Source organism: Idiomarina sp. MD25a (genome assembly GCF_001870515.1).
In the GTDB taxonomy this organism is placed as follows: Bacteria; Pseudomonadota; Gammaproteobacteria; order Enterobacterales; family Alteromonadaceae; genus Idiomarina.
The window spans coordinates 860,224-882,108 of record NZ_MDGT01000003.1 but is presented as its reverse complement, the minus strand read 5'-3'; the positions used below and the strand labels follow the sequence as shown (position 1 = coordinate 882,108).

18 protein-coding genes are annotated in these 21,885 nt (G+C 48.2%); 6 read left to right on the top strand and 12 right to left on the bottom strand.

Annotated features, from left to right (window positions below; genetic code table 11):
* Window positions 1-71: 71 nt before the first annotated feature.
* Window positions 72-1,724: a M28 family metallopeptidase gene (locus BFR57_RS08170; RefSeq protein ID WP_071463498.1), complete on the top strand. Its 1,653-nt coding sequence runs from the start codon at window positions 72-74 to the stop codon at window positions 1,722-1,724.
* A gap of 65 nt (window positions 1,725-1,789) precedes the next feature.
* On the opposite strand, the gene BFR57_RS08165 is transcribed toward BFR57_RS08170, so the two are convergent.
* From BFR57_RS08165 to cysS, 3 genes are all read right to left on the bottom strand, one after another.
* Window positions 1,790-3,496, bottom strand: a complete 1,707-nt coding sequence (locus BFR57_RS08165) for a GNAT family N-acyltransferase (RefSeq protein WP_071463497.1) — start codon at window positions 3,494-3,496, stop codon at window positions 1,790-1,792.
* Between the two features lie 125 nt (window positions 3,497-3,621).
* A complete protein-coding gene (locus BFR57_RS08160; protein WP_071463496.1) occupies window positions 3,622-5,166 on the bottom strand; it encodes a leucyl aminopeptidase family protein in 1,545 nt (514 codons plus the stop codon).
* A 15-nt stretch (window positions 5,167-5,181) separates the two neighbouring features.
* Window positions 5,182-6,564, bottom strand: a complete 1,383-nt coding sequence (gene cysS / locus BFR57_RS08155) for a cysteine--tRNA ligase (protein WP_071463495.1) — start codon at window positions 6,562-6,564, stop codon at window positions 5,182-5,184.
* A gap of 138 nt (window positions 6,565-6,702) precedes the next feature.
* Here cysS and BFR57_RS08150 point away from each other — a divergent pair, with 138 nt between their 5' ends.
* Complete coding sequence (locus tag BFR57_RS08150) at window positions 6,703-7,206, top strand: peptidylprolyl isomerase (RefSeq protein WP_071463494.1); 504 nt, start codon at window positions 6,703-6,705, stop codon at window positions 7,204-7,206.
* The gene (locus tag BFR57_RS08145; RefSeq protein ID WP_071463493.1) at window positions 7,203-7,922 is read left to right on the top strand and encodes a UDP-2,3-diacylglucosamine diphosphatase; all 720 of its coding nucleotides are present in this window, start codon (window positions 7,203-7,205) and stop codon (window positions 7,920-7,922) included. Before BFR57_RS08150 ends, BFR57_RS08145 begins: the two co-directional genes overlap by 4 nt.
* A 54-nt stretch (window positions 7,923-7,976) precedes the next feature.
* On the opposite strand, the gene BFR57_RS08140 is transcribed toward BFR57_RS08145, so the two are convergent.
* Window positions 7,977-8,576, bottom strand: a complete 600-nt coding sequence (locus BFR57_RS08140; protein WP_071463492.1) for a Yip1 family protein — start codon at window positions 8,574-8,576, stop codon at window positions 7,977-7,979.
* A 315-nt stretch (window positions 8,577-8,891) separates the two neighbouring features.
* On the opposite strand from BFR57_RS08140, the gene BFR57_RS08135 reads away from it, so the two are divergent.
* Window positions 8,892-9,665: a tRNA isopentenyl-2-thiomethyl-A-37 hydroxylase MiaE gene (locus BFR57_RS08135; RefSeq protein WP_083405090.1), complete on the top strand. Its 774-nt coding sequence runs from the start codon at window positions 8,892-8,894 to the stop codon at window positions 9,663-9,665.
* 40 nt (window positions 9,666-9,705) lie between these two features.
* Here BFR57_RS08135 and BFR57_RS08130 read toward each other — a convergent pair whose 3' ends face one another.
* The 3 genes from BFR57_RS08130 to BFR57_RS08120 form a co-directional block, all read right to left on the bottom strand.
* Window positions 9,706-10,989: a dicarboxylate/amino acid:cation symporter gene (locus tag BFR57_RS08130; RefSeq protein ID WP_071463491.1), complete on the bottom strand. Its 1,284-nt coding sequence runs from the start codon at window positions 10,987-10,989 to the stop codon at window positions 9,706-9,708.
* Between the two features lie 108 nt (window positions 10,990-11,097).
* The gene (sohB, locus tag BFR57_RS08125; protein ID WP_071463490.1) at window positions 11,098-12,093 is read right to left on the bottom strand and encodes a protease SohB; all 996 of its coding nucleotides are present in this window, start codon (window positions 12,091-12,093) and stop codon (window positions 11,098-11,100) included.
* Between the two features lie 97 nt (window positions 12,094-12,190).
* Window positions 12,191-14,584 carry a VolA/Pla-1 family phospholipase gene (locus tag BFR57_RS08120; protein WP_071463489.1) on the bottom strand — a complete coding sequence of 798 codons (2,394 nt, stop codon included), beginning with the start codon at window positions 14,582-14,584 and terminating at the stop codon, window positions 12,191-12,193.
* Window positions 14,585-14,766: 182 nt separating this feature from the next.
* Between BFR57_RS08120 and BFR57_RS08115 the strand changes: the two genes are divergently transcribed.
* Both BFR57_RS08115 and BFR57_RS08110 read left to right on the top strand, forming a co-directional pair.
* Entirely contained in the window at window positions 14,767-15,519 is a 753-nt protein-coding gene (locus BFR57_RS08115) for a YciK family oxidoreductase (protein ID WP_071463488.1), read from the top strand.
* Window positions 15,520-15,536: 17 nt separating this feature from the next.
* A complete protein-coding gene (locus BFR57_RS08110) occupies window positions 15,537-16,610 on the top strand; it encodes a hypothetical protein (protein WP_071463487.1) in 1,074 nt (357 codons plus the stop codon).
* Here the strand turns inward: BFR57_RS08110 and BFR57_RS08105 are convergent.
* The 5 genes from BFR57_RS08105 to nqrE form a co-directional block, all read right to left on the bottom strand.
* On the bottom strand, window positions 16,558-18,645 hold the full coding sequence (locus BFR57_RS08105) for an aminotransferase class V-fold PLP-dependent enzyme (RefSeq protein ID WP_071463486.1): 2,088 nt from the start codon (window positions 18,643-18,645) through the stop codon (window positions 16,558-16,560). The genes BFR57_RS08110 and BFR57_RS08105 overlap by 53 nt on opposite strands.
* An 80-nt stretch (window positions 18,646-18,725) precedes the next feature.
* A complete protein-coding gene (gene nqrM, locus BFR57_RS08100) occupies window positions 18,726-18,938 on the bottom strand; it encodes a (Na+)-NQR maturation NqrM (RefSeq protein WP_071463485.1) in 213 nt (70 codons plus the stop codon).
* A 19-nt stretch (window positions 18,939-18,957) separates the two neighbouring features.
* Window positions 18,958-19,998 carry an FAD:protein FMN transferase gene (locus BFR57_RS08095; protein WP_071463484.1) on the bottom strand — a complete coding sequence of 347 codons (1,041 nt, stop codon included), beginning with the start codon at window positions 19,996-19,998 and terminating at the stop codon, window positions 18,958-18,960.
* A gap of 3 nt (window positions 19,999-20,001) precedes the next feature.
* Window positions 20,002-21,228 carry an NADH:ubiquinone reductase (Na(+)-transporting) subunit F gene (gene nqrF, locus BFR57_RS08090; protein ID WP_083405117.1) on the bottom strand — a complete coding sequence of 409 codons (1,227 nt, stop codon included), beginning with the start codon at window positions 21,226-21,228 and terminating at the stop codon, window positions 20,002-20,004.
* 45 nt (window positions 21,229-21,273) lie between these two features.
* The gene (gene nqrE / locus BFR57_RS08085) at window positions 21,274-21,882 is read right to left on the bottom strand and encodes an NADH:ubiquinone reductase (Na(+)-transporting) subunit E (RefSeq protein WP_071463482.1); all 609 of its coding nucleotides are present in this window, start codon (window positions 21,880-21,882) and stop codon (window positions 21,274-21,276) included.
* Window positions 21,883-21,885 lie beyond the last annotated feature (3 nt).

Below are 21,885 nucleotides of genomic sequence, written 5' to 3'. Positions count from 1 at the left end.
TAGTGATCCTGTACGACGTGGGGTACACTGTGGTTGATGTAATAACAAAGACAACTATGGGAATTTAACTGATGAAAGTAACACGCTTGCTCATCCCCACGCTGTTAGCTGCGTCGCTAGCAGCATGTGGTGGTCAGGATACAACCACTTCTCAAGCACCTGAAGTCAGTGCGCAAAAACAAAACATCAAAGCGCATCTTGAGTTCTTGGCAAGTGACGACCTACGTGGTCGTGAGACGGGTAGCCGCGGTCATGAAATCGCCGCTAAATATATCGCCTCTGAGTTTAAGCAAATGGGCTTACAACCAGCAGGGGAAGATGGCACCTATTTCCAACGTATCCCGTTTAGAATCAGCACGTTGGTACCTAACAGTGCCAAAATGTCATATACCGTTGACGGTGAAACAACAGAACTTACGTTCGGTAAACAATTCATTACAGGTCCAAGTCACTATAGCCAGTTAAGCGAAGTCACTGCGCCGTTAGTGTTTGTTGGCTACGGTATGGAAGCACCTGAATTTGGCTTAGACGATTATGCAGGTCTTGATGTTGAAGGCAAAATCGTTGTTATGCTGACAGGTCGTCCAGCAGACTTACCGAGCGAAGAAGGTGCGCATCTAGCTAATATCAAAGGTGATATCGCACGCGAAAAAGGCGCTGTCGGTATCATTACATTGCACACGCCAGAGCGTGAAAAAGTGCGCGAGTTCGAAACCAGTGTTTACTACACCAAAACGCCTCGTATGACCTGGATTGGTCCAAATGGCTTGCCGCAAGGTGAAGAACAGCAATTAATGGGTTCTGCCTATGTAAATATTGATGCGGGTAAAGCGATGTTTAAAGGTGCTGAACAGCCGCTGGAAGCTATCTTTAAGCAGATCGAAGAAGATCCAAACGCTTCACCAAAAGGCTTCCCGCTAAACGGCTCTGTATCTTTAGCTAAAGAGTCTAATCACGAAGAAACCACCAGCCCTAACGTGGCGGCGGTGTTGCCGGGTACTGATGAGAAGTTAAAAGACGAGTACGTGGTATACACAGCTCACGCAGACCATATTGGTGTCGTTAAAGACTTAAGCAGCGATGACACCATCAATAACGGCTTGATGGATAACGCATCAGGTGTGTCGGTGATGTTGGAAACAGCACGTATGTTTGTTGAGTCGGGTCAAGAAAACAAACGCTCTATCATGTTCTTGGCAGTGACCGCAGAAGAAAAAGGTCTATTGGGTGCTGACTACTTCGCTAATAACCCAACCGTACCACTTAATAGCATCGTCGCTAACGTGAATTTGGATATGCCGGTACTGCTGTATGATTTTGCTGACGTCATTGCGTTTGGCGCATCACACTCAACACTGGGTGATACTGTTTCGAAAGCAGCCGCTAAGTTCAATATTGAGCAAAGCCCTGATCCAATGCCTGAGCAAGCGATCTTTACCCGTTCAGATCACTACACGTTGGTTAAAAAAGGTATCCCCGCGGTATTCTTAATGACCGGCTTTACTTCTCGCACTGAAGGTGAAGATGGCGGTGAAGTGTGGGGTAAATTCTTCGCTGAGAACTACCACCGTCCAAGTGATGACCTTCACAACCTAGAAGTGAACTACGAATCAGCAACGCGCTTTACTGATATTAACTACGAAATCGGTAAAGAAATCGCCAATGATCCACAGCGTCCACATTGGTTAGAAGACTCTTACTTTGGTAAGCAGTTTAAAGACTAAAACAGTCGCCTAAATGAAAAAAGCCTCGCAAATGCGAGGCTTTTTTGTATCCAGTGATCGAGACGTTATGCGTCCTCACCCAAATAGCGTTTACGTTTACGGGTCTTTAAACGACTGATATCGACCAACACCAAACCGTCGATTGAGTCGCTAAAATCAGGGTCCACACCAAACTCTAAGAACTGCACACCACCTTGCTCGCATAAGTCAGAATACTGCTTATACAACGTCGGTACACTCGCGCCCAAGCTACCCAAATACGATTTTAACGCTTTAAAGTCGTCGTCATAGCTATCTCCATTGATCTCAAAGCCGGGATGTTCAGTCACCCGAAACGCATGATTAGCAACGGCCAAGCACTGCTGAGCCGGAAAATAATGCCGATAGAAGGCTACCAGCGCTTGCTTGGCAGGCTCTGGCAACGTATTGCTAATGCTCACCGAGCCAAATAAATAACGATACTCAGGATGCTGCTTTAACAGTGCACCGATCCCCATCCACAGGTATTCTAGGCTTCGTTTGCCCCAATAGCGCGGCTGTACGAATGAACGGCCTAATTCCAAACCCTCGGCAAAAATATCATCCATGCCCCGTTCAAATTGGTAAAAATGACGGCTATAAAGTCCCTTAGGACCTACCTTCTGGATGATTTTCGCGCACTCACCGAGTCTGTAAGCCCCTGCAATTTCAAGATCTTCTGTGTCCCAAACGATAAGGTGCATATAATACAAGTCATGGTCATCCAAATCGCGGCGCTGCCATGTACCCTCACCTACCGCACGAAACGCCACTTCTCGCAAACGCCCAATTTCGCGTAGTAATGGCGAGCTACCATCGAAGCGGTAGCAATAAATCGCTTTACCACAAGGCGTGTCACCTAAATGTTCACACGCCTCTATCGCTTGCTTCAGTGCTTGTCTAGGCTCAGGCCGTGCAATCGGTGTTAAAGTCGGCAAGATAGTCGGTTTAGCCGTACCTACACGATACAAGTGCTTCTTAAACAGCTTCACTTGCTGTTTCATGGCAAGGTGTTGATGCTGCGTAATGGTCTTATGAGGAATCAACTGGCCAATACGACAACTGACCTGCTTGGTTTGCTGGCGAAACATCTCCTTCACCAACAATAGCGTCGCTAACGGCTTGTACACCATTGATGCCGTATAAAATAGTGCCGAGTTGTGTGCTTCCAGGCGGATCGGCAATATATCCGACTGCGTGGCTTTAGCTAACTTTAAAAACCCCGCTTGCCACTGTGTATCGCGCACACCTTGTGGCTGCAATCGAGACACCTCACCCGAAGGAAAAACAATCACCACCCCCTCGTCATGTAAGTGCCGATGAATGGCTTTAACATCGTCACGACTCGTACGCCCGTTAAAGACCCGCACCGGCAACAACATGCTTTGCAGCGGTGGTAGTTTCATCAGCAAATCATTGGCAACAATTTTTACGTCGCTACGCACTTCACTGACCATTTTTAATAAGGCGAGACCATCGAGCGAACCAATCGGATGGTTGGCAATGATTACCACCCGTCCAGTGGTCGGAATATTATCCAGCTCTGCACTACGGTAGGAGTAAGTAAAGTTGAAGTAATCAAGGACTTGCTCAACAAAGTCAATGCCTTGTAGGTTGGGATAACGCTGACTGAAGTCTTTAATATCGCTTTCGTGAAGTAAATTTTTAAGAAGCCAAGTGGTGGGTTTATATAGCCAAGGCTTGTTCTCAAGCTTGGGAAGTCGTTCTTTTACGACTTGTTCAACGTTTAACATATCAGATGCCTCCATGTGCGACATGGTAAAAGGCTAACGTTGAATTATGACGAATTGATGAATTAACAAACACAAAAAAGGTGGACCGTAGCCCACCTTTAAACTAACGCGTTAGCGCTTCGTATTTAACGCTTTAAGTAATGCGCAGACAAGCAAGTCACTGGCGCTGCAGTTGGCTTACCATGCTGCCAGTCGCCTCCCTCAACGCCGCTACCAGCGATATCGACATGCACATAACTGAGCGGTTTATCGCTATCGATACCGTGTGCATCCAGTCCCGACACGCCGACTAAGAATGCCATCGGGAATTGGTGTCCGCGTGCAGTGGTCGCCGAAGGCCCATTGTTGGACGACAAGAGGTCATCGCACAGGGTGTGTCCCTTCACAAAGTCAAAGTCTTCACGACGTGACCATGAAATCTCTGCTGGGTCGCCGTAGACTTCGCCCACATCAAACAGTTGCTGCGCAAGTTGACCACGGCGCGCAGGACCATTCGGTACTAGCGCTGTGTATGGCCCTTTTGCTAACGCAGCGTGGCCCGTTAACGTCGCTACAGTGTATAGCTCACTTGGTAAATCACTTGCCGCCGCTTCCTCACGCAAGTGCGAAAGTAAATCGGCCATCACGAGGCGCCCTTCAGCATCGGTGTTACCAATACGTACCCGCTTGCCGCTATGTCCAGTAATGATTTCGTCGGCAACAAAAGCATCAGAACCGATGCTGTTACGGACCGCCCCAATTTCAGCGATCACATGTAAGTTAGCCGGCTCAAGTTCAGCGACGGTTTTCACAAATCCAGCCACTGCAGCCGCACCACCTTTGTCACGGCTCATGCCCGCCATGTGCCCACCGACTTTAAGGTCGGCGCCACCCGTATCGTAAACAATCCCTTTACCCGCAAACATCACTTGACGCTCTGGCTGGCTACCTTTGTATTCTAAACGGATAACACACGGACGATGGCGCTCAACACTCACTGATGCACGCCCTACAGCGGCTGCAAGCGGATATTCGTGCTCGAGCTGCTGGAAATCATCGATCACAGTCACTTTAACCGCCGTGTGCGCAAACGCATTGCGGCAGTATTCGGCAAAGCGCGGTGGTGCCATGCGTTCAGGCTCAGTGCCAGCCAAATCACGAGCAACACGTTTGCCCGCTTCAATCGCCATAGCCCATTCGGCATCCAAGGAGCCCACTAAAGTCACATCATGGGTCGGTTCGATTTCATCCTCGCCATGATACTCGCGCGCTTCGAGCGGCTGATAGAGCGCTTGGCAGAAGCCTAAATAAGCGGCGAGGAAAGCCTGCTGATAACGTTCGTCTTCAACGTTCACACCGTTGAGCAAAATGACCGGATGACGTGCGCCTGCATCTTGCGCGATTTTTGCAGCTTTATGCGCAGCATCAAAGACTTGACGAACATCGTCATAGTCTCGGTTTAAAGGTCCTGTTGGTGCAACCACCATGCGGTTGCCAGGCACATCATTTGCACTGATAAGCAGTGCCTCTTTACCCACGCGTTGGTCTGTGCCCTGAGCAGCACGAATCGTTTCGCTCAACTGCGTGTTTTCAATATGTGCAAAATGACCGATAACAATCAGCGCATCGGTCTGTTCGTTATCAATGGCTTGCTGAAGTTCATCAACACAATGCAAGGTTGCAAATGCCATAATTTCCTCTCTTTTTTATGAACGTCGCCACTGCGTGCCGTTTGCACCATCTTCAAGCACAATCCCCATCTCAGTAAGACGGTCACGGGCTTCGTCGGCAGCGGCCCAATCTTTTTCGGCTCTTGCTTTATTACGCTGGACAATCAATGCCTCGATCAACGCAACTTCATCATCAGCGCCACCTTGCAGGAAACTCTCCGGTGACTGCTGTAAAAGTCCCAGTACATCAGCGAGTTCAATCAATACATGAGCAAGCTGTGCAGCACGCCCAGCATCATTATCACGTGCCTTGTTAATTTCACGCACCAATTCAAATAACACGCTCATGGCTTCGGGTGCGTTGAAATCATCATTCATCGCATCGGTAAACTGGTTCCAGTACGGTAAACGCAGATTCTCGTCGGGCTGCTTTGGTGTAAGCCCGCGCAACGCAGTGTAGAGTCGTTCAAGTGCCGCATGCGCTTGCTCTAGGTTATCTTGCGTGTAGTTCAGTTGCGAACGATAGTGGCTTGATAGCAAGAAGTAGCGCACAGTTTCAGCATCGTAAGCGTTTAATACGTCACGTATGGTAAAGAAGTTGCCCAATGACTTCGACATCTTCACGTCATCCACCTGCACCATACCACTATGCATCCAATAATTTACATAGTTGGTTTGATTCGCACAGCAGCTTTGTGCAATTTCATTTTCATGGTGTGGAAACGTTAAATCCGACCCACCACCGTGAATATCAAAGGTTTCACCTAAGTGCGCTTTATTCATCGCTGAACACTCAATGTGCCAGCCTGGACGTCCTTCACCCCAAGGTGAATCCCAGCTCGGCTCGCCCGCCTTTGCCTTTTTCCATAACACAAAATCCAGCGGGTCCAGTTTACTGGCTTCCACGTCAACACGCGCGCCTGCTTGCAACTGTTCCAAATTTTGGCGACTTAAACGACCGTAATCATCAAAGGTCGATACATCAAACAGCACATCGCCATTGTCCGCTTGATACGCGTAGCCTTGAGTTACCAGCGATTCAATCATACGAATAATGTCATCCATATGCTGCGTAACGCGCGGCTCAACATCGGGCTCCAGCAAGTTTAAGGCGGCAAAATCACGATGCATCTCATCAATGTAACGTTGGGTCAGTGCATCAAAAGGCTCACCATTTTCAGCTGCTCGCTTAATAATTTTGTCATCCAAATCGGTAATGTTGCGAACATAAGTCACGTCGTAACCAATTTTTCTTAAATAACGGACCACCACGTCAAATGCTACATAGGTGCGTGCATGACCAATATGACACAAATCGTATGTGGTCACGCCACACACGTACATACCCACACGGCCTGCTTCTCTTGGTGTAAAGGTTTCTTTCTCGCGGGTCAGGGTATTAAACAGTGTCAGTGCCATAGTATCTCCGTAATTTGGCTTTAATCGACAAAACGAACAAACCGATTCAGTTTTTATGATTCAACCACTAATGATACCACTGAACGGTCGGCTCTGGTACACTAGCGACCGATTAGTCGTAGTATTAAGGAACCCAAAATGCAGGTTGTTTTACATACCAATTATGGTGACATCACCTTAGCCATGCACACTGAGACCGCACCTAAAACGGTCGAAAACTTTCTTCAGTATGCACGCGACGGTTTTTATGAAAACACGCTATTTCACCGTGTAATCGATAACTTCATGGTACAAGGTGGCGGTTTTGAGCCCGGCATGTCGCAAAAAGACACTCGAGGCACTATCGAAAACGAAGCCAAAACAGCAAAGCCGAACCTGACTGGTACAGTCGCTATGGCACGCACCCCCGATCCACATTCAGCCTCGTCACAGTTCTTTATCAATGTGAACGACAACCACTTCCTTAATTTCCAAAACGAAACACCCAACGGCTTTGGTTATTGTGTATTTGCTGAAGTGGTTGACGGCATGGACGTAGTCAACAATATCAAAGGCGTTAAAACATCAACGGCCGGCTTCCACGCCGACGTTCCAGTTGAAGACGTCGTTATCACAAGCGTTACCGTCCAAGAGGACGCATGACCACAGCGTTTATTGCTGACCTTCACTTGAGCCCTGAACGCCCGGATATCACCGCGGCGTTCGAGGCTTTTTGTGAGCGCAATGTCTGTTTAGATAAACTCTATATCCTCGGTGATCTGTTTGAGGCTTGGTTAGGTGACGACGACCCCAGTGAGTTTGCTGTGCACATTAAGTCGTTACTCAAGCAATTGGTAGACCACGGCGTGCAAGTGTATTTTATGCCCGGCAACCGCGATTTTATGCTGGGTAAAAAATTCGCACGGGAAGTGGGACTGACGCTGCTCAAAGATGAAACAGTTATCGAACTCAATGGTGTACGCACGCTATTAATGCACGGTGATACGCTCTGTACGGCGGACCATGATTACTTGCGCTACCGCGCTGTCATTCAACACCCTATCACTCGCTTTTTACTTGCACGCTTACCGCTCAAAACCCGCATGGGTATTGCCAAGAAACTGCGTGCCAACTCGGGGACCCAACGAGAACTGTCGCATCAACGTTTGCAGCAGATGGATGCTCAGCACACTGCTGTCGTTAAGGCGATGAATAATCACCAAGTTCAACAACTTATCCACGGTCATACACACCGCGCGGCAATACACTGTTTTGAACTCGCGCCCGAACGCCCTGCTAAACGTATTGTTTTAGGCGACTGGTACGACGCACAAAAAATTCAGCAACAAACGAGCTACGTCGGTATCTATATGACATAAAAAAAGAGCCCGAAGGCTCTTTTTTGTTGTTTGGTGGTAATTTTATCATGACCATTAAGACATGAAACGCGGACCAAAACCGTTAGTCCATAATATCGCTGTAGCGACCATCAAAATCACCATCAAGATCAAACCTGCAGTGACTACCGAGCTGGCGTATAAGAAGCCCCGCTCCTCAGGAATATGCATGAGTACTGGAATACCTGCGTACAGCAAATACACCGAATAACCCACACCGGCTAAAAATACCAGTGATACGAACCACAGCTCCGGATACAGCGCACTAATGCCCGACATGATAACTGGGGTCGCCGTGTATGCCGCGAGCTCGAGTGACTGTGTAAAGGTCGGATCGGCACCAAAAGTTTTCGCCATCCAAAATACTAGATAAGCTAACGCAAACGCGGCGGCAAGAATGCCAACATACATAGCAACCGCAAGCATAATCCCGCTGCCTTGAGTCAGTGATATCGACTCGCGCGCACCAATACTCCACCCCACGTGAACCGATGAGTAGTAAGCGGCTAAGCAAGGTAGTAGCGCAACGAACAATAAATGCGTGAATGAGTGGCTAAAGCTCTCATGGCGTGCATCAATTGTTTTCCATTCTTCCATTGGGTGAGCATACAAACCCCAAATATGATTAAGTAACATAATCGCTTCCCCTTGTGTTAAGGCGCTGTGCCTCGAAACTTGCATCGAAAAAACGCACCATACCTTGTTGTTATTGTTGCGTTGTTATTATTGCCTAACCTTTTATTGTTGAGCTAAATAGTTAGACGCTTGATATGGCTAAAAATTCAACGCTTTACACTAATATCAAGAACATTTCTCATACTGTCAAGATCGCACTGATATTTTTTAATACGTTTTTTTAACAAAAATCGATCCAGCTCAAGTTGAGGTTTTCGTTTCCCCTGTAAGCACGTAAAATATCCCTTTATTTAGAAACGAAGTATAGTCATCAACATGCCACACATGAGTTCCGATATAGCCGAGTTGCTCGAACCAATTAACGACTTTCTACCGTGCTCCACACCTCAAGCATGGATCGACAAGGCCAAAGAACCTGAGCAACTGCCGGTGCTTCTGCGTGATCACATGGTATGTGAGCTTAAAGCCGCCCAAAGCGCTATGCTATTAATCCGCCGTTACGCGGTCGATGAAGCCAGTGGCCAGGCGTTGTTGGCATGGCTAAAGCCTTATGAGGACTACACCTACCGCCTTGTGGGTGACTGGCAAGCACTGGCTGACCATAACAAGCTCAATAAGCGTATGGTGCCAAAAGCTAACAAACCCTATAGCGAAGAGTTGATTGATAAAATGGTGCTGTTGATAAAAGAGGAGTTACATCACTTTTATCAAGTTCTTGAAATCGCGCACTCAATGAATATTGAGTATGACAAAATCACCTCAAGCCGTTATGCGCGTGGACTGCTCAGTCACGTGCGTACTTACGAACCTGCCGCACTGATCGACAAGTTAATTTGTGGTGCTTATATCGAGGCACGTTCATGCGAGCGCTTTGCCGCACTTGCACCTCACCTACCTCAACCACTGACCGATTTTTATATCTCTTTGTTACGCTCTGAAGCACGTCATTACCAAGATTATTTAACCTTGGCGCAGCAAATTGCCGATGAGGATATCAGTGAGCGAATTGCTTTCTTCGCAAATATTGAGGCGGAATTAATAAAGTCGCCGGATGGCGACTTTAAGTTTCATAGTGGAATGCCCGTTTAATCGATTTAAATGAAACGGGTTGTCGCGCCTAAGGCGCGACCTACAGTTCTTCCAGTTTCTTGCCGGCTTCTTTGTCGTAGAAGACTTCTTCGTCGAAGTCGCCTTCCGACTTGGCAACAACGCAGCTGACCATGGCATCCCCTGTCACATTGACCGCAGTACGGGTCATATCCAGTAAGCGGTCAACACCGATGATTAAACCAATACCTTCAACAGGTAGACCCACCTGCTGTAGAACCATCGCGAGCATGATTAAGCCAACGCCCGGCACACCTGCCGTACCCACCGATGCGAGTGTTGCGGTCAAAATCACCATCAGATAATCAGCGACCGACAGGTCAAGACCATACACTTGGGCGATGAATACCGTCGCCACCCCCTGCATGATGGCAGTACCATCCATGTTAATGGTTGCCCCAAGCGGCACGGTAAACGAGCCGACAGAGTTACTGACGCCTAAACGCTTAGTCACGGTTTCAAGCGTAATCGGCATGGTTGCATTGCTACTAGCAGTGCTAAAACCAAAGAGTTGTGCATCACGCATTTTGCGAATAAAGATGCCCGGTTTAACACGCGCCAGCAAGCCTAATAAGAATGGATGAATAATAAACCCATGAATCAGTAGCACGATGAGCACTAAGAAGAAGTACTTCGCCAGACTGGATATCATGCCCAGTCCGGTTTCGGTGAAGAGCTTAGCCATCAAAGCGAAAACACCATAAGGCGCAATGCTCATCAAAATCACCACTAGCTTCATGATGACTTCATTAAAGTCCTCAAACAGTCCCTTGATGCGCTCCCCAGGCTTGCCTACCAATGCCATCGCGATACCCAGTAATAAGGCAAACACGATAATCTGCAGCATATTACCTTCCGCCATCGCGGTGATTGGGTTATCCGGGAATAGATCAATAATCACCTGCGACAACGATGGTGCCTCAGAAGGCTCAAAAGTCGCGTCACTTGCACGTTCGACACCACTACCGGGTTGAATCAAAATCGCCGAGAAAATAGCAATTGAGATCGCAATCGCTGTGGTAATTAAATACATACCGACAGCTTTTCCACCTAAACGACCGAGTTTACTTGGATCGCTTAATGAGCACGTACCCACTACCAAAGAAACCAACACCAGCGGAACAACTAACATCTTCAACGATGTGATAAATATTTGACCAATGACATTGAACAAACCATTGGTCAAATAACTATCGACCCATGCCGAATCACCCGCAAAGTAGCGTAACGCCATACCCAGCACGATACCTGCCACCATACCGATGACAATTCGGGTCGTCAGACTTAATTTTTTCTTATCGCTCATAAGCGTCCTTTTTGTTGTCTATCGGACTAAAAAAACCGCCATAGCCTAGCAGAAAAGCTAATTAAGGGGTAGTTGCCTTGCGCTGAATGCATGGCAACTACCGAGCAGCTACACGTCGCTACGCGTAAACGAAGATTTTAAAGTATTCACTAACGTCGCGGCGCCTTTTGCAAAACGTTCGCTAAGCGGCTTTTTAATACTATATTCGACTTTTAAAATGCGGTGTGCATCCAGTTGCTTCAACAACCATGCATCACTGGTCACAATTTCATCAACAAGCCCTAACTCAAGCGCTTCAGTTCCTGTCCATACTTCGCCGGTAGCCACTTTCTCGATGTCTAAGTCAGCACGATGCTGAGCGACATGCTCTTTAAACTGACGATGAATAGCTTCCAAATCTTGCTTAAACTTACGTCGACCTTCATCCGTGTTTTCACCTAACACGGTCAATGTCCGTTTATATTCACCTGCGGTGATCTGCTCAATATCAATATCGTGATTCTTCAACCATTTATTGACGTTGGGCAGTTGTGCAACGACGCCAATCGAACCAATAAACGCAAAAGGGGCCGATAAGATTTTGTTGCCAACACAGGCCATCATATAGCCACCGCTTGCAGCCACTTTATCAACCGCGATGGTGACTTTTAAGCCATGGTCAATGAGTCGTTGTAATTGTGCAGCACCCAACCCATAACCGTGAACCACACCGCCGCCACTTTCTAGACGGACTAGGACTTCATCTTGATCGGTAGCCATGCTAACAATGGCATTCACTTCACGCTTGAGGCTGTCAACTTCCTTAGCATCCACCGAGCCTTTAAAATCAATCACAAAAAGTTTTGATTCTGGGCTACGCTCACCTTTACGCGCCTTTTTAAGTGCCTTTTGCGCCTTCTTCTGTGCCTTGCCGTCAAGTAGCTCAATGCGCAAATGGTCGCGCATCTCATTCAATTCTTTTGATAAGTCAGTTACATCTAACTCACCTTTACCTCGCTTTTGCTTCTGCGCAGTCTGTGCCACTACACCCAACACGATAACTAACGCTAATACAATGACAGCTGCTTTTATTATAAAGCCACCAATATCGGCAAGAAACTCCATACCTTCTCCTATATCCAAAACAAAAGGCCAGCAAATCTGCTGGCCTTTATTATACGCAAATGGCTGCGTTCAGTTTAGTCAGTCACCAATCAGTGGCTTACTGTACCACTTCTTCATTAGTCACTGGTAATTGCAACATACCCGAACCAAACCAACTAAAGATTTGCATTTGCATTTCTTGCGTTGAAGCAGGCGAAGCAGCAGGACTCACGATCGAGCCATGGTCGGCTTCTGGGAAACGCACTGCGCCTGACACCGGCTCACCATCTTCTGAGGTGACGGTCGCTGATACGCTCGGCAAGCCCATCAAACGAATAAGCGGCTCAGTACCTGCAAGCGGTTTGCCTTCAACCGCATTCGGAATCACCGTATCACCCACTGCTTCAATGAGATGAATGGGTGAATCATTAGCAACGACTGCTGACGCATAGTTGACCGGATCCGCTGAATCCAGAACTGATTGCGCTGCAAAAGCAAACTGCTCAAAAGTCGCGTTGATTTGAGCTAGTTGCGCTTCAGGTGCTTGCGCGATAAAACCGTCATAAACCTGAGTCAGTAGCTCATCGAACCCTTCGCCACCAGGCACAATACCCGCCTGTTCTGCTTGAGCGTTCACCGCAGCTGCAAACTCTTCACTGCCAGAATAAAGCAATTGGCTCTTAATAGTCTTCTCAAACGCTGGCGAAGCCAGCAGGAAGTTCGCTACGCTGCCGCCTGGCATCGCAAGTGATGTCGCTTGCACAGCAAATTGACCATTCAGCGCACTGAGCGGCGACTGTTCTGCAAACGGTGTATTGGTGATACCGGTAAAACCAACACCCGCGATAGCACCTAGCGAATGACCAACAAAGAACACTTTTTGACCATTGATTTGTGCGCCATCATTAGCTTGGAAGTAGTTCAAGCTGACACGAAGCCCCATTAAATCAGCAATCGACTGACGTACGTTGTCACGCGCTGCTAACAAGTTAGACAAATTCATGTACGCCGTAACGTTGTCCGATGCGTTGATTTCATCAGTGCCATCATTGTTTAAATCAAAACCACGGTCACCGTGCATTGGGTGATCAATTGCTACGGTGGCAAAACCCGCCGCTGCCAATGAACCTGCAATACCGGCCGCGTTAGATTTATCACCCGTAATGCCATGTTGGAAAATCACTACAGGCCAACCACCGGCAGGCACGCCGTCTAAGGTCTCCATACCGCGACTCTGACGAATCTGATTAACCACGGCTAGGTCAGGAATAGTGACGAACGCCGGTACATCAACATCGCCTTGCTTCGCTGGCACTGGGTTAAATTTCGTCAGGTGACGTTCTTCATCAACACCTGGGAAATCAAAACAAGCGTTAGGCGGCAACAGCAAACTTGGATCTTCAATGGCACCGGCAGGAATACCCGCCCCTGCTGGATCAATCACGCCTTGCTGAATCGCACCTAAAATAGACGCAGGACTGTCACACTGCGCACGCCAGCGACCGTTAACCGGTGCTTGCGGGTTAGCCTGTGACGGTAATGGTGAATAGTAAGGTAAAGTGACCTGACCACCGTAAACGCGAGCAGCTGCCGCGATTTGCAGGGTTTGTTGATCCTCGATGCCTTGACCTTGAAGCAATTGCGCAAGCGAGATGCCTTGATCCTGCGCGACAAGCACAGGCGGATTTTGCGCAGCAATTTGTTGTGCCAATAACTGCTTGGTCACGCCCAATACATCGCCGACCGACTGAGTCGTGAAGTTTGATGTGTAAACAACACTTTCCGTATCAACGCCGAATTGCGCTAACGCGCCTTCGTAACTATTAATCAGACGCTGTAATGACACCGCGGAAGCGTCACCAGAAACAGGTTTTTCATCCGCGTTGCGTTTCATCAAAGTGTAGGTTTGTGAGGCTTTTACGTCACGACCTAACGAGTCTTGGATGTTGCTGGTCAGTGCTACAATATACCCTGTTTTAGGTTTAAGCGGACGTAATGGCACGATAGCCACGGTATTATTATCGACCGCTTTCACCGTAAAGTCAGTACCATGCTCGAGCTCACCTACCACAGCGCACGCTGCTGCCGGACTCGCTGCGGCACAGGATTCAGATACAGCGCTGCCGCCTTGTACGGTTTCAAAAATACGAATCGAGCCTTGCGCTTCTAAACTTGCTGGAGTAACCGTCACGCGGTCACCATTTCCGTCAACCGGTAAGGAAAAGTCGAAAGTTAATGTTGAGTGTGTACCCCAGCCATCTAGCCCATTCAACGCCACCTGTGGGTTGCTAATCTCTGATGGGTCTGCAACTGGAATATTCAAGGTGCCGTCAACTGTACCGCTCAGTAGGATGTTACTGGGTACAGGGATAACACTGTTAGACGGATCAAAAGCGACACGTGTCGCTGCTACACTGACTTCTTGCTCAGAAACCGGTGCACTGTCACCGCTACCACAGCCGACAAGTGCCAATGCACTGCCTATCGCCAATGGGAGTAATAATTTTTTCATGTGGATTCCCCAGTCCTTTTTTGCATTATTGTTATTCGCTTTCAGCTTAACGATTTTTATACACCTGTATGAATCAATATGAAAGGTTTTTTCCAGAAATTCTATTCGTTTGCTGAGAAGTTACTCGAATATACGTACAATAGCTTAACGATCTACAAACAGTCCAATGGAATCAAGTAAATATGCAAATCAAAAAGGTACATGACTATCAGGCGCCCGCCGATCTGCTGGCAGGTAAGACGATTCTTGTTACAGGCGCAGGCGAAGGTATCGGGCGCCAAGCCGCATTGAGCTTCGCGCAACATGGTGCCACAGTGATCTTGCTGGGTCGTACAACGGCTAAGTTGGAGGCGGTGTACGATGAAATTGAGGCAGCCGGTTATACGCAAGCCGCTATCGTGCCGCTTGATTTAAAAGGTGCCACGGCACAGCATTACAAAGACATGGCGTCTACCATCGAACAGCAATTTGGCCATCTCGACGGCGTGTTGCACAACGCAGGTATTCTTTCGATTCTGTCACCCTTTACTCATATTGACGAAAACGATTGGAATGACGCGCTGCAAATCAATGTCACCGGCCCAATGCTGATGACTCAGGCGTTAATGCCGGTGTTAGAAAAGGCCCCCTCTGCTTCGCTCGTGTTCACGTCCTCTGGGGTTGGACGCAAGGGCCGTGCCTATTGGGGCAGCTACGCGGTATCAAAGTTTGCTACTGAGGGCTTAGCACAGGTAATCGCTGATGAATATGAGACGACATCGGTGCGTACTAACGTCATTAATCCTGGTGCGACGCGCACTAAGATGCGCTCGAAAGCCTACCCAGCAGAAGATCCAAAAACACTCAAAACGGCGTTAGATATTATGCCGACTTATTTGTATCTCATGGGCGATGATAGTAAAAATGAGAATAATCTGTGCTTTGATGCGCAGTAATTCAACCTGAGGTTTATATGATTGCTTCGATAGCAAAAGGCTCAACTGCATTACTTATCTTATCCAGCGGTGCTACGTTCGCGCAAACCACGACATCGGAACCGCCGGAGGTTGAAGTAGTCACCTCGATTGAGTCCCAACAGTGGATAGGAATAAGCCCAGTCAGTCGTAACACCATCTGGGTATCAGGCGTCGATGGACGTGTTGCGCGATCGACAGACGCGGGCGTCAGTTGGCAGTACTCACAACCCGGTCCTGGCGACTTGCAATTCCGCGACATCGAAGCAATCGATGACCGTCGCGCCTATGCATTAAGTATTGGTGATAATGGTCAATCGCGTATTTATTTTACCGAAAATGGTGGCGCCGACTGGCGTTTACGCTACGGTGCTTCTAACGATACCTTTTTAAACTGTATGGCAGTTTCGCCACAAGGCGAGGCTTGGGTCGCGGGAGACAGCGTAGGTGACGAATGGCGCATGGTTCGCAGTCCCAGCGGACGCAACTGGATAAAAACCAACAGCGCAGTCAGCCAAAAGCCACAAAGCAATGAAGGAGGTTTTGCCTCAAGTGGTAGCTGTGTTCGTTATCATAATGATACTTGGATGATGGGCACCGGCAACGCAGATATCGCAAGAGTACTCATCAAAGCGCGTTTTGGTATCCGATTTGATGTCATCGAGACCCCCATGCAGTCAGGTCCAGGCGCTGGCATATTCGCGGTCTATCCTGATGACGAAGATAACTTCTATATTGCAGGCGGCCACCTTGAATCGGAACAAAATGACACCCCCCGTTTATGGCAGTATAAATCGGGTGAGTTTACTGCGTTACCAGAACCGCCTTTGTCAGGCGCTCTCTACAGTCTCGATAAAGTCGAGCATAAGGGAACCTGGTTACTTACCTCTAACCCTTCAGGTGCTGCCGCATTTCACGTGCAAAGCCAAACATGGCACAAACTTAGCGATGCCAACATTTGGAACGTCCAATGCCATGGAGATGCCGCATGTTGGCTCGCCGGGAAAGAAGGCTACTTGGCTAAACTGGTGTGGAAGCCAGCGCAAGCCCCCCAGACAAATGTTGTACCTTAGTAAAGCCTAATCGCGTGAGCGCATCGGCCATGACGCCGCTGCGCTGACCTGAACGGCAAACACATACTAAAGGCGACGATTTTAACTGCGGATGCTCATGAATAAACTGAATCGCCTCTGTGAGCGGTACGTTAATAACCTCAGCATGAGCTGGCAAATCGTCAACCACATGTTCTTGACGCTCACGTACATCAATAATCGTTATGTCTTCGCGCTGCCACAGCGCGTTAACATCTTCGACCACCTCAGCGGCACACGCTTGCATCGTCTCCGCGAGGACTAGCTGGTGCTCGGCGTCTTTGCGTGGACAAACAAGGGTCTCCTCACTGATACAGTGTTTAATATCCTGAATGGACTGATGCGCACCTAAAAAGGCAAAGTCAACCCGCAGTCGTTCCATTGCCTTAACCGGCTCACTCAGTAAAAAGGTCGGTAAATGTTCACCCAATTTAAATAAGCGCCGTTGGCCCACCGATAAACAACCTTTAACGCCACAGTCACACTCTGCTGGCACAGCATCACAACCCGCCACAGCACTTTCTGGCCAGCCCCAAGCGTCCGTGGCTTGCTCGGTATTAATCAGCATAGCACGCAACATCGAAGCTGCTTGTTGAACATCAGCATCATCCGAACTGACTAAGACACCTTTAACATCGTAATGTTGGCACTGAACGAGGTTTTCTAATCGACCTGCTAAGGCAGGGTGAGGGTCAATAATGGCGACTTCACGAGCGTCTCGGTCAATGAGTACATAGCAACAATGGTCATCATACTTAAGTTGCACAACACCATCGAGCTGCGCATCGTAGTCATTATTAGTATCCGCAACAATCAGACAAGACTGCTGCAACGCCTCTGCTACACGCTGAATACGTTCACAGGCCTTATCGATGGTGTCTTGCGTTGTTGCAGGACCAAACGACATCCGAATCGCTGACTCACTTTGCCAATCGCTTAAACCCATAGCGTCTAAGACGAAGCTGCGTGTCACTTTCGAACTACACGCAGAGCCTGAGCTCACTCGAATATGACTCGCATCTAAGACATCCATGATGTCCTTAGACGAAACGCCTTTAACCGAAAAGTTAAGCGTAGTAGGAAGCGACACTGCAAAGTCGTGATTAAACACAATACTTGGAAATGCCTTGCGTAACGCAGCGGCCAATTGCTCGCGATAACGTGCAAGTGTCGGTGAGTCTGCAAATACGCTTTGCTTATCATCGAGCATAAGTTCAAAGAGCGCATGCAGTGCAGCGATTCCGGGTAAATTTTCAGTACCTGACCGATACCCCGATTCCTGCCCGCCACCAATAATGAGTGGTGTGAATGGCGCTGAATCGCGCACCGCCATAAACCCGATACCTTTCGGACCGTACAACTTATGTCCACTGAAGGGCGCATAATCAATCGAAATATCGTCGAGCGCTAATGGCAACTTACCGAGAGCTTGGACGCAATCGACCATCCAAGGAACTGCCGGCGCATGGGCTCGAATAGTTTGCTCAAGTGCGCTCAGATCCTGTTTTACACCCGTTTCATTATTCGCCGCCATGGTACATATCATTGCAGCCTGTCCAACATGCTCAGCAATAAAATCATGGTCGAGAATCCCCTGCTCATTGACAGGTATCGCTTTCAACTCAGCGTTAAGCCCTAACAATTGGTTCCAATGTTGCAACGCCTGTGGAACCGCTTTATGTTCGGTAGCGCCATACAGGAGGTAACGACGTGGCGATTGTGGGTTATCGACAGCCGATCGAATAGCCGAAACAACGGCGGTCTGGATGCCTTCGGTGGCACCACTAGTAAAAATAAGCTTACCAGACGAAGCGCCAATGACCCGGCGGGCCAACTGACGGGTTGTATCGAGGATGTAGCGCGCTTTGAGCCCAGTAACATGGCTACTACTCGGGTTGCCGAATATAGTTTCCATGGTATGCGACACCGCTTCTGCAATTTGCGGAAGTACGGGGGTCGTCGCATTACAATCAAGATAGAGTTCTTTACTGTCACTCTGTAGTGCAAACGGTTTCACGTGGGGCCCTCCTTCGAAACAACAGAGGCGCTTTACGCGCCTCTAATCACTTTATGTTATAACGATATAACTGTTGAGGGTCAACGAATTTCGTTCTCTTTCCATTGTGCCTCTTTGCGCATACGATCCTTTCGCTTATCGCACGGTTCATCACAGTCGCACGCTTTCTCCATGCCTAATGCACCGATACCACCGCAACTGCCTGAAATAGATTTTTTCTGCATGATATAGCCCACAGCCATCGCTAAAACGACGACTACAAAAAGAGCAAATACCAGTAAAAATGTTTGCATGAGTACTCCTTTTCAGTCCTTAACTCTTCGCTTGCAGCAAGGGTTCAAACTGTGGACTGACAAACTCCTGAAAACCGTCATCGGTCTTAAACACGAGCATCACCGCCAGCTTATGTTGCTGAGCAAACGCTTTAGCGCGTTCAGGCCCCATCACCATCAATGCTGTTGCATAGGCGTCTGCTGACATACAGTCATTAGCATAAACGCTTACAGACACGAGTTTATGTTGAATAGGCTCGCCGGTTCTTGGGTCAATAATATGAGAAAGTCGACGACCTTCCTCAACATAAAAGTTTCGATAGTCACCAGAGGTGGCTAACGCGCCCTCTTTAAATGAGACAACTTCTTGCACAGCTCGTTCCGTAGAAACGGGCTTTTCTATCGCGAGGCGCCATGGTTCATTATCAGGCTTACCACCCGAGGCTGCAATTTCACCACCAATTTCAACGAGATACTGGTTGATACCAAGATCTTCCAATAAACTCGCCACCCGATCGACACCATAACCTTTTGCGATGGTCGATAAGTCAACATAAACCTTAGGATGCGACTTACTTAATTGATGGTTATTGATGGCTAACTTTTGGTAACCCACATAAGCTTCAATTTCATCGAGTTGCTCAGCCGTTGGAATCTCTTCCGGTCGATTTTGCGGACCGAACCCCCACAAATTAACGAGAGGTCCGACGGTGACATCAAGTACGCCATCTGTTTCGTTAGCAATTTCAATCGCGCGTGACACCACGCGTTCCAGCGCGCGAGAGATAACTACGGGCTCGGTAGAGTAGTGTTGGTTAAACTTCGATAACTCAGACTCTGGGTCGTAGGTCGACATTTGTGCGTTGACCTGCTCCAACACCGTGTCCACACGACGCTGAATCTCTTCTTTGCCGTAGCGAGGATCCTTACTAAACACAGTAATGTGATAGCTGGTTCCCATCGTCGCGCCCTGCATTTTAATAACACGCGGCGCATCAGAGCAAGAAACCAAAAAGGCTAGCCCCAAAAGGGCTAGCCACAGTTTGCTTGCTAATGCATGTTTCACTGTAGAAACGTTCATTAATTAGCCACCGAAATCATCCAACATAATGTTTTCATCTTCTACGCCCAACTCTTTGAGCATATTGATGACCGCAGCGTTCATTACTGGTGGACCACACATGTAGAATTCACAGTCTTCAGGCGCATCATGGTCTTTCAGATAGCGCTCATAAAGCACGTTGTGGATGAAGCCGGTATCGCCATCCCAATCGTCCTCAGGCTGCGGATCAGACAATGCGACGTGCCATTCGAAGTTATCATTTTCTTCTTGCAGCATGTCAAAGTCTTCGGTGTAGAACATCTCACGTTTCGAACGCGCACCGTACCAGAACGAGATCTTACGATCGGTGTTCAAGCGACGTAATTGGTCAAAGATGTGCGAACGCATTGGCGCCATACCCGCGCCACCACCTACGAAGACCATTTCGGCTTCAGTTTCTTTCGCGAAGAACTCACCAAATGGACCTGAAATAGTCACTTTGTCACCTGCCTTCAAGCTGAAGATGTATGATGACATCTTACCTGCAGGCAAACTCAAGTCATTTGGCGGCGGCGTTGCACAACGTACGTTAAGCATGATGATACCCTTCTCATCAGGGTAGTTTGCCATTGAGTATGCACGTACCACTTCTTCATCGACTTTAGACTCAACGTCTAAGAAGCCAAAGCGTTCCCAATCGCCACGGTATTCCGGAGCGATATCAAAGTCCTTGTACTTCACGTGGTGCGGCGGGCATTCGATTTGAATATAACCACCGGCACGGAACGGTACTTCTTCGCCTTCTGGCAACTGTACAACGAACTCTTTGATAAAGGTCGCCACGTTGTCGTTCGATTTAACAACACAGTCCCATTTACGAATACCAAAGACTTCCTCTGGCAATTCAATTTTCATGTCTTGCTTAACGTTAACTTGGCAAGACAAGCGCACGCCTTCACGCGCTTCTTTCTTAGTAATGTGATCGAGCTCGGTCGGAAGAATATCACCACCGCCGTCTTTAATGGTCACGCGACACTGGCCGCATGAACCACCACCACCACACGCAGACGAAACGAAGATGCCGGCATTGGCAAGTGCGCCCAACAGTTTAGTACCAGGTTGGGTCACGATCTTTTTGTCTTCGTCGTCGTTAATCAGGATTTCCACATCACCCTGAGGTACCAATTTTGATTTAGCGAACATAATGATCGCGACCAAAACCAGTACGATGATGGTGAACATCGCTACACTGAGTGAAATCAGTTGAATATCCATCGATTCGTACCTTTAACTTTTATCGATTCAACATACTGGTTATAGAGATACGCCGGAAAACGACATAAAGCCCAAACCAATCAGACCCACTGACATAAACGTCGCACCTAGACCGCGTAAGCCATCAGGTACATCTGCATACTTCAGTTTTTCACGTACAGCTGCCAGGGCAACAATAGCCAGAGCCCAGCCAGCACCACTGCCGATTCCGTACACTACGGATTCGCCAAAGTTATAATCACGTTCAACCATGAATGATACACCACCGAAGATTGCACAGTTAACCGTGATCAACGGTAGGAAGATGCCCAGCGCGTTGTACAAGGCTGGCACAAACTTATCCAAGGTCATTTCAAGGATCTGAACAAGCGCTGCGATTACACCGATAAAGGTCAAAAATCGTAAGAAGCTTAAGTCCGCATCCGGGAAACCCGCCCAATCGAGCGCTCCAGGCGCTAGAATGTTGTGATAAATCAAGTTGTTTGCGGGTACTGAAATACCCAGAACAACGATAACCGCTACACCCAGACCAAAGGCTGTTTTTACTTTCTTAGATACCGCCAAAAACGTACACATACCTAAGAAGAACGACAGTGCTAAGTTCTCGATGAACACGGCACGAATAAACAGGTTAATATACTGTTCCATTGT

Excerpts from the sequence above, each read along its gene's own strand:
- BFR57_RS08170 (WP_071463498.1), top strand. The coding sequence starts at position 72 with ATGAAAGTAACACGCTTGCTCATCCCCACGCTGTTAGCTGCGTCGCTA.
- BFR57_RS08165 (WP_071463497.1), bottom strand. The coding sequence starts at position 3,496 with ATGTTAAACGTTGAACAAGTCGTAAAAGAACGACTTCCCAAGCTTGAG.
- BFR57_RS08160 (WP_071463496.1), bottom strand. The coding sequence starts at position 5,166 with ATGGCATTTGCAACCTTGCATTGTGTTGATGAACTTCAGCAAGCCATT.
- cysS (WP_071463495.1), bottom strand. The coding sequence starts at position 6,564 with ATGGCACTGACACTGTTTAATACCCTGACCCGCGAGAAAGAAACCTTT.
- BFR57_RS08150 (WP_071463494.1), top strand. The coding sequence starts at position 6,703 with ATGCAGGTTGTTTTACATACCAATTATGGTGACATCACCTTAGCCATG.
- BFR57_RS08145 (WP_071463493.1), top strand. The coding sequence starts at position 7,203 with ATGACCACAGCGTTTATTGCTGACCTTCACTTGAGCCCTGAACGCCCG.
- BFR57_RS08140 (WP_071463492.1), bottom strand. The coding sequence starts at position 8,576 with ATGTTACTTAATCATATTTGGGGTTTGTATGCTCACCCAATGGAAGAA.
- BFR57_RS08135 (WP_083405090.1), top strand. The coding sequence starts at position 8,892 with ATGCCACACATGAGTTCCGATATAGCCGAGTTGCTCGAACCAATTAAC.
- BFR57_RS08130 (WP_071463491.1), bottom strand. The coding sequence starts at position 10,989 with ATGAGCGATAAGAAAAAATTAAGTCTGACGACCCGAATTGTCATCGGT.
- sohB (WP_071463490.1), bottom strand. The coding sequence starts at position 12,093 with ATGGAGTTTCTTGCCGATATTGGTGGCTTTATAATAAAAGCAGCTGTC.
- BFR57_RS08120 (WP_071463489.1), bottom strand. The coding sequence starts at position 14,584 with ATGAAAAAATTATTACTCCCATTGGCGATAGGCAGTGCATTGGCACTT.
- BFR57_RS08115 (WP_071463488.1), top strand. The coding sequence starts at position 14,767 with ATGCAAATCAAAAAGGTACATGACTATCAGGCGCCCGCCGATCTGCTG.
- BFR57_RS08110 (WP_071463487.1), top strand. The coding sequence starts at position 15,537 with ATGATTGCTTCGATAGCAAAAGGCTCAACTGCATTACTTATCTTATCC.
- nqrM (WP_071463485.1), bottom strand. The coding sequence starts at position 18,938 with ATGCAAACATTTTTACTGGTATTTGCTCTTTTTGTAGTCGTCGTTTTA.
- BFR57_RS08095 (WP_071463484.1), bottom strand. The coding sequence starts at position 19,998 with ATGAACGTTTCTACAGTGAAACATGCATTAGCAAGCAAACTGTGGCTA.
- nqrE (WP_071463482.1), bottom strand. The coding sequence starts at position 21,882 with ATGGAACAGTATATTAACCTGTTTATTCGTGCCGTGTTCATCGAGAAC.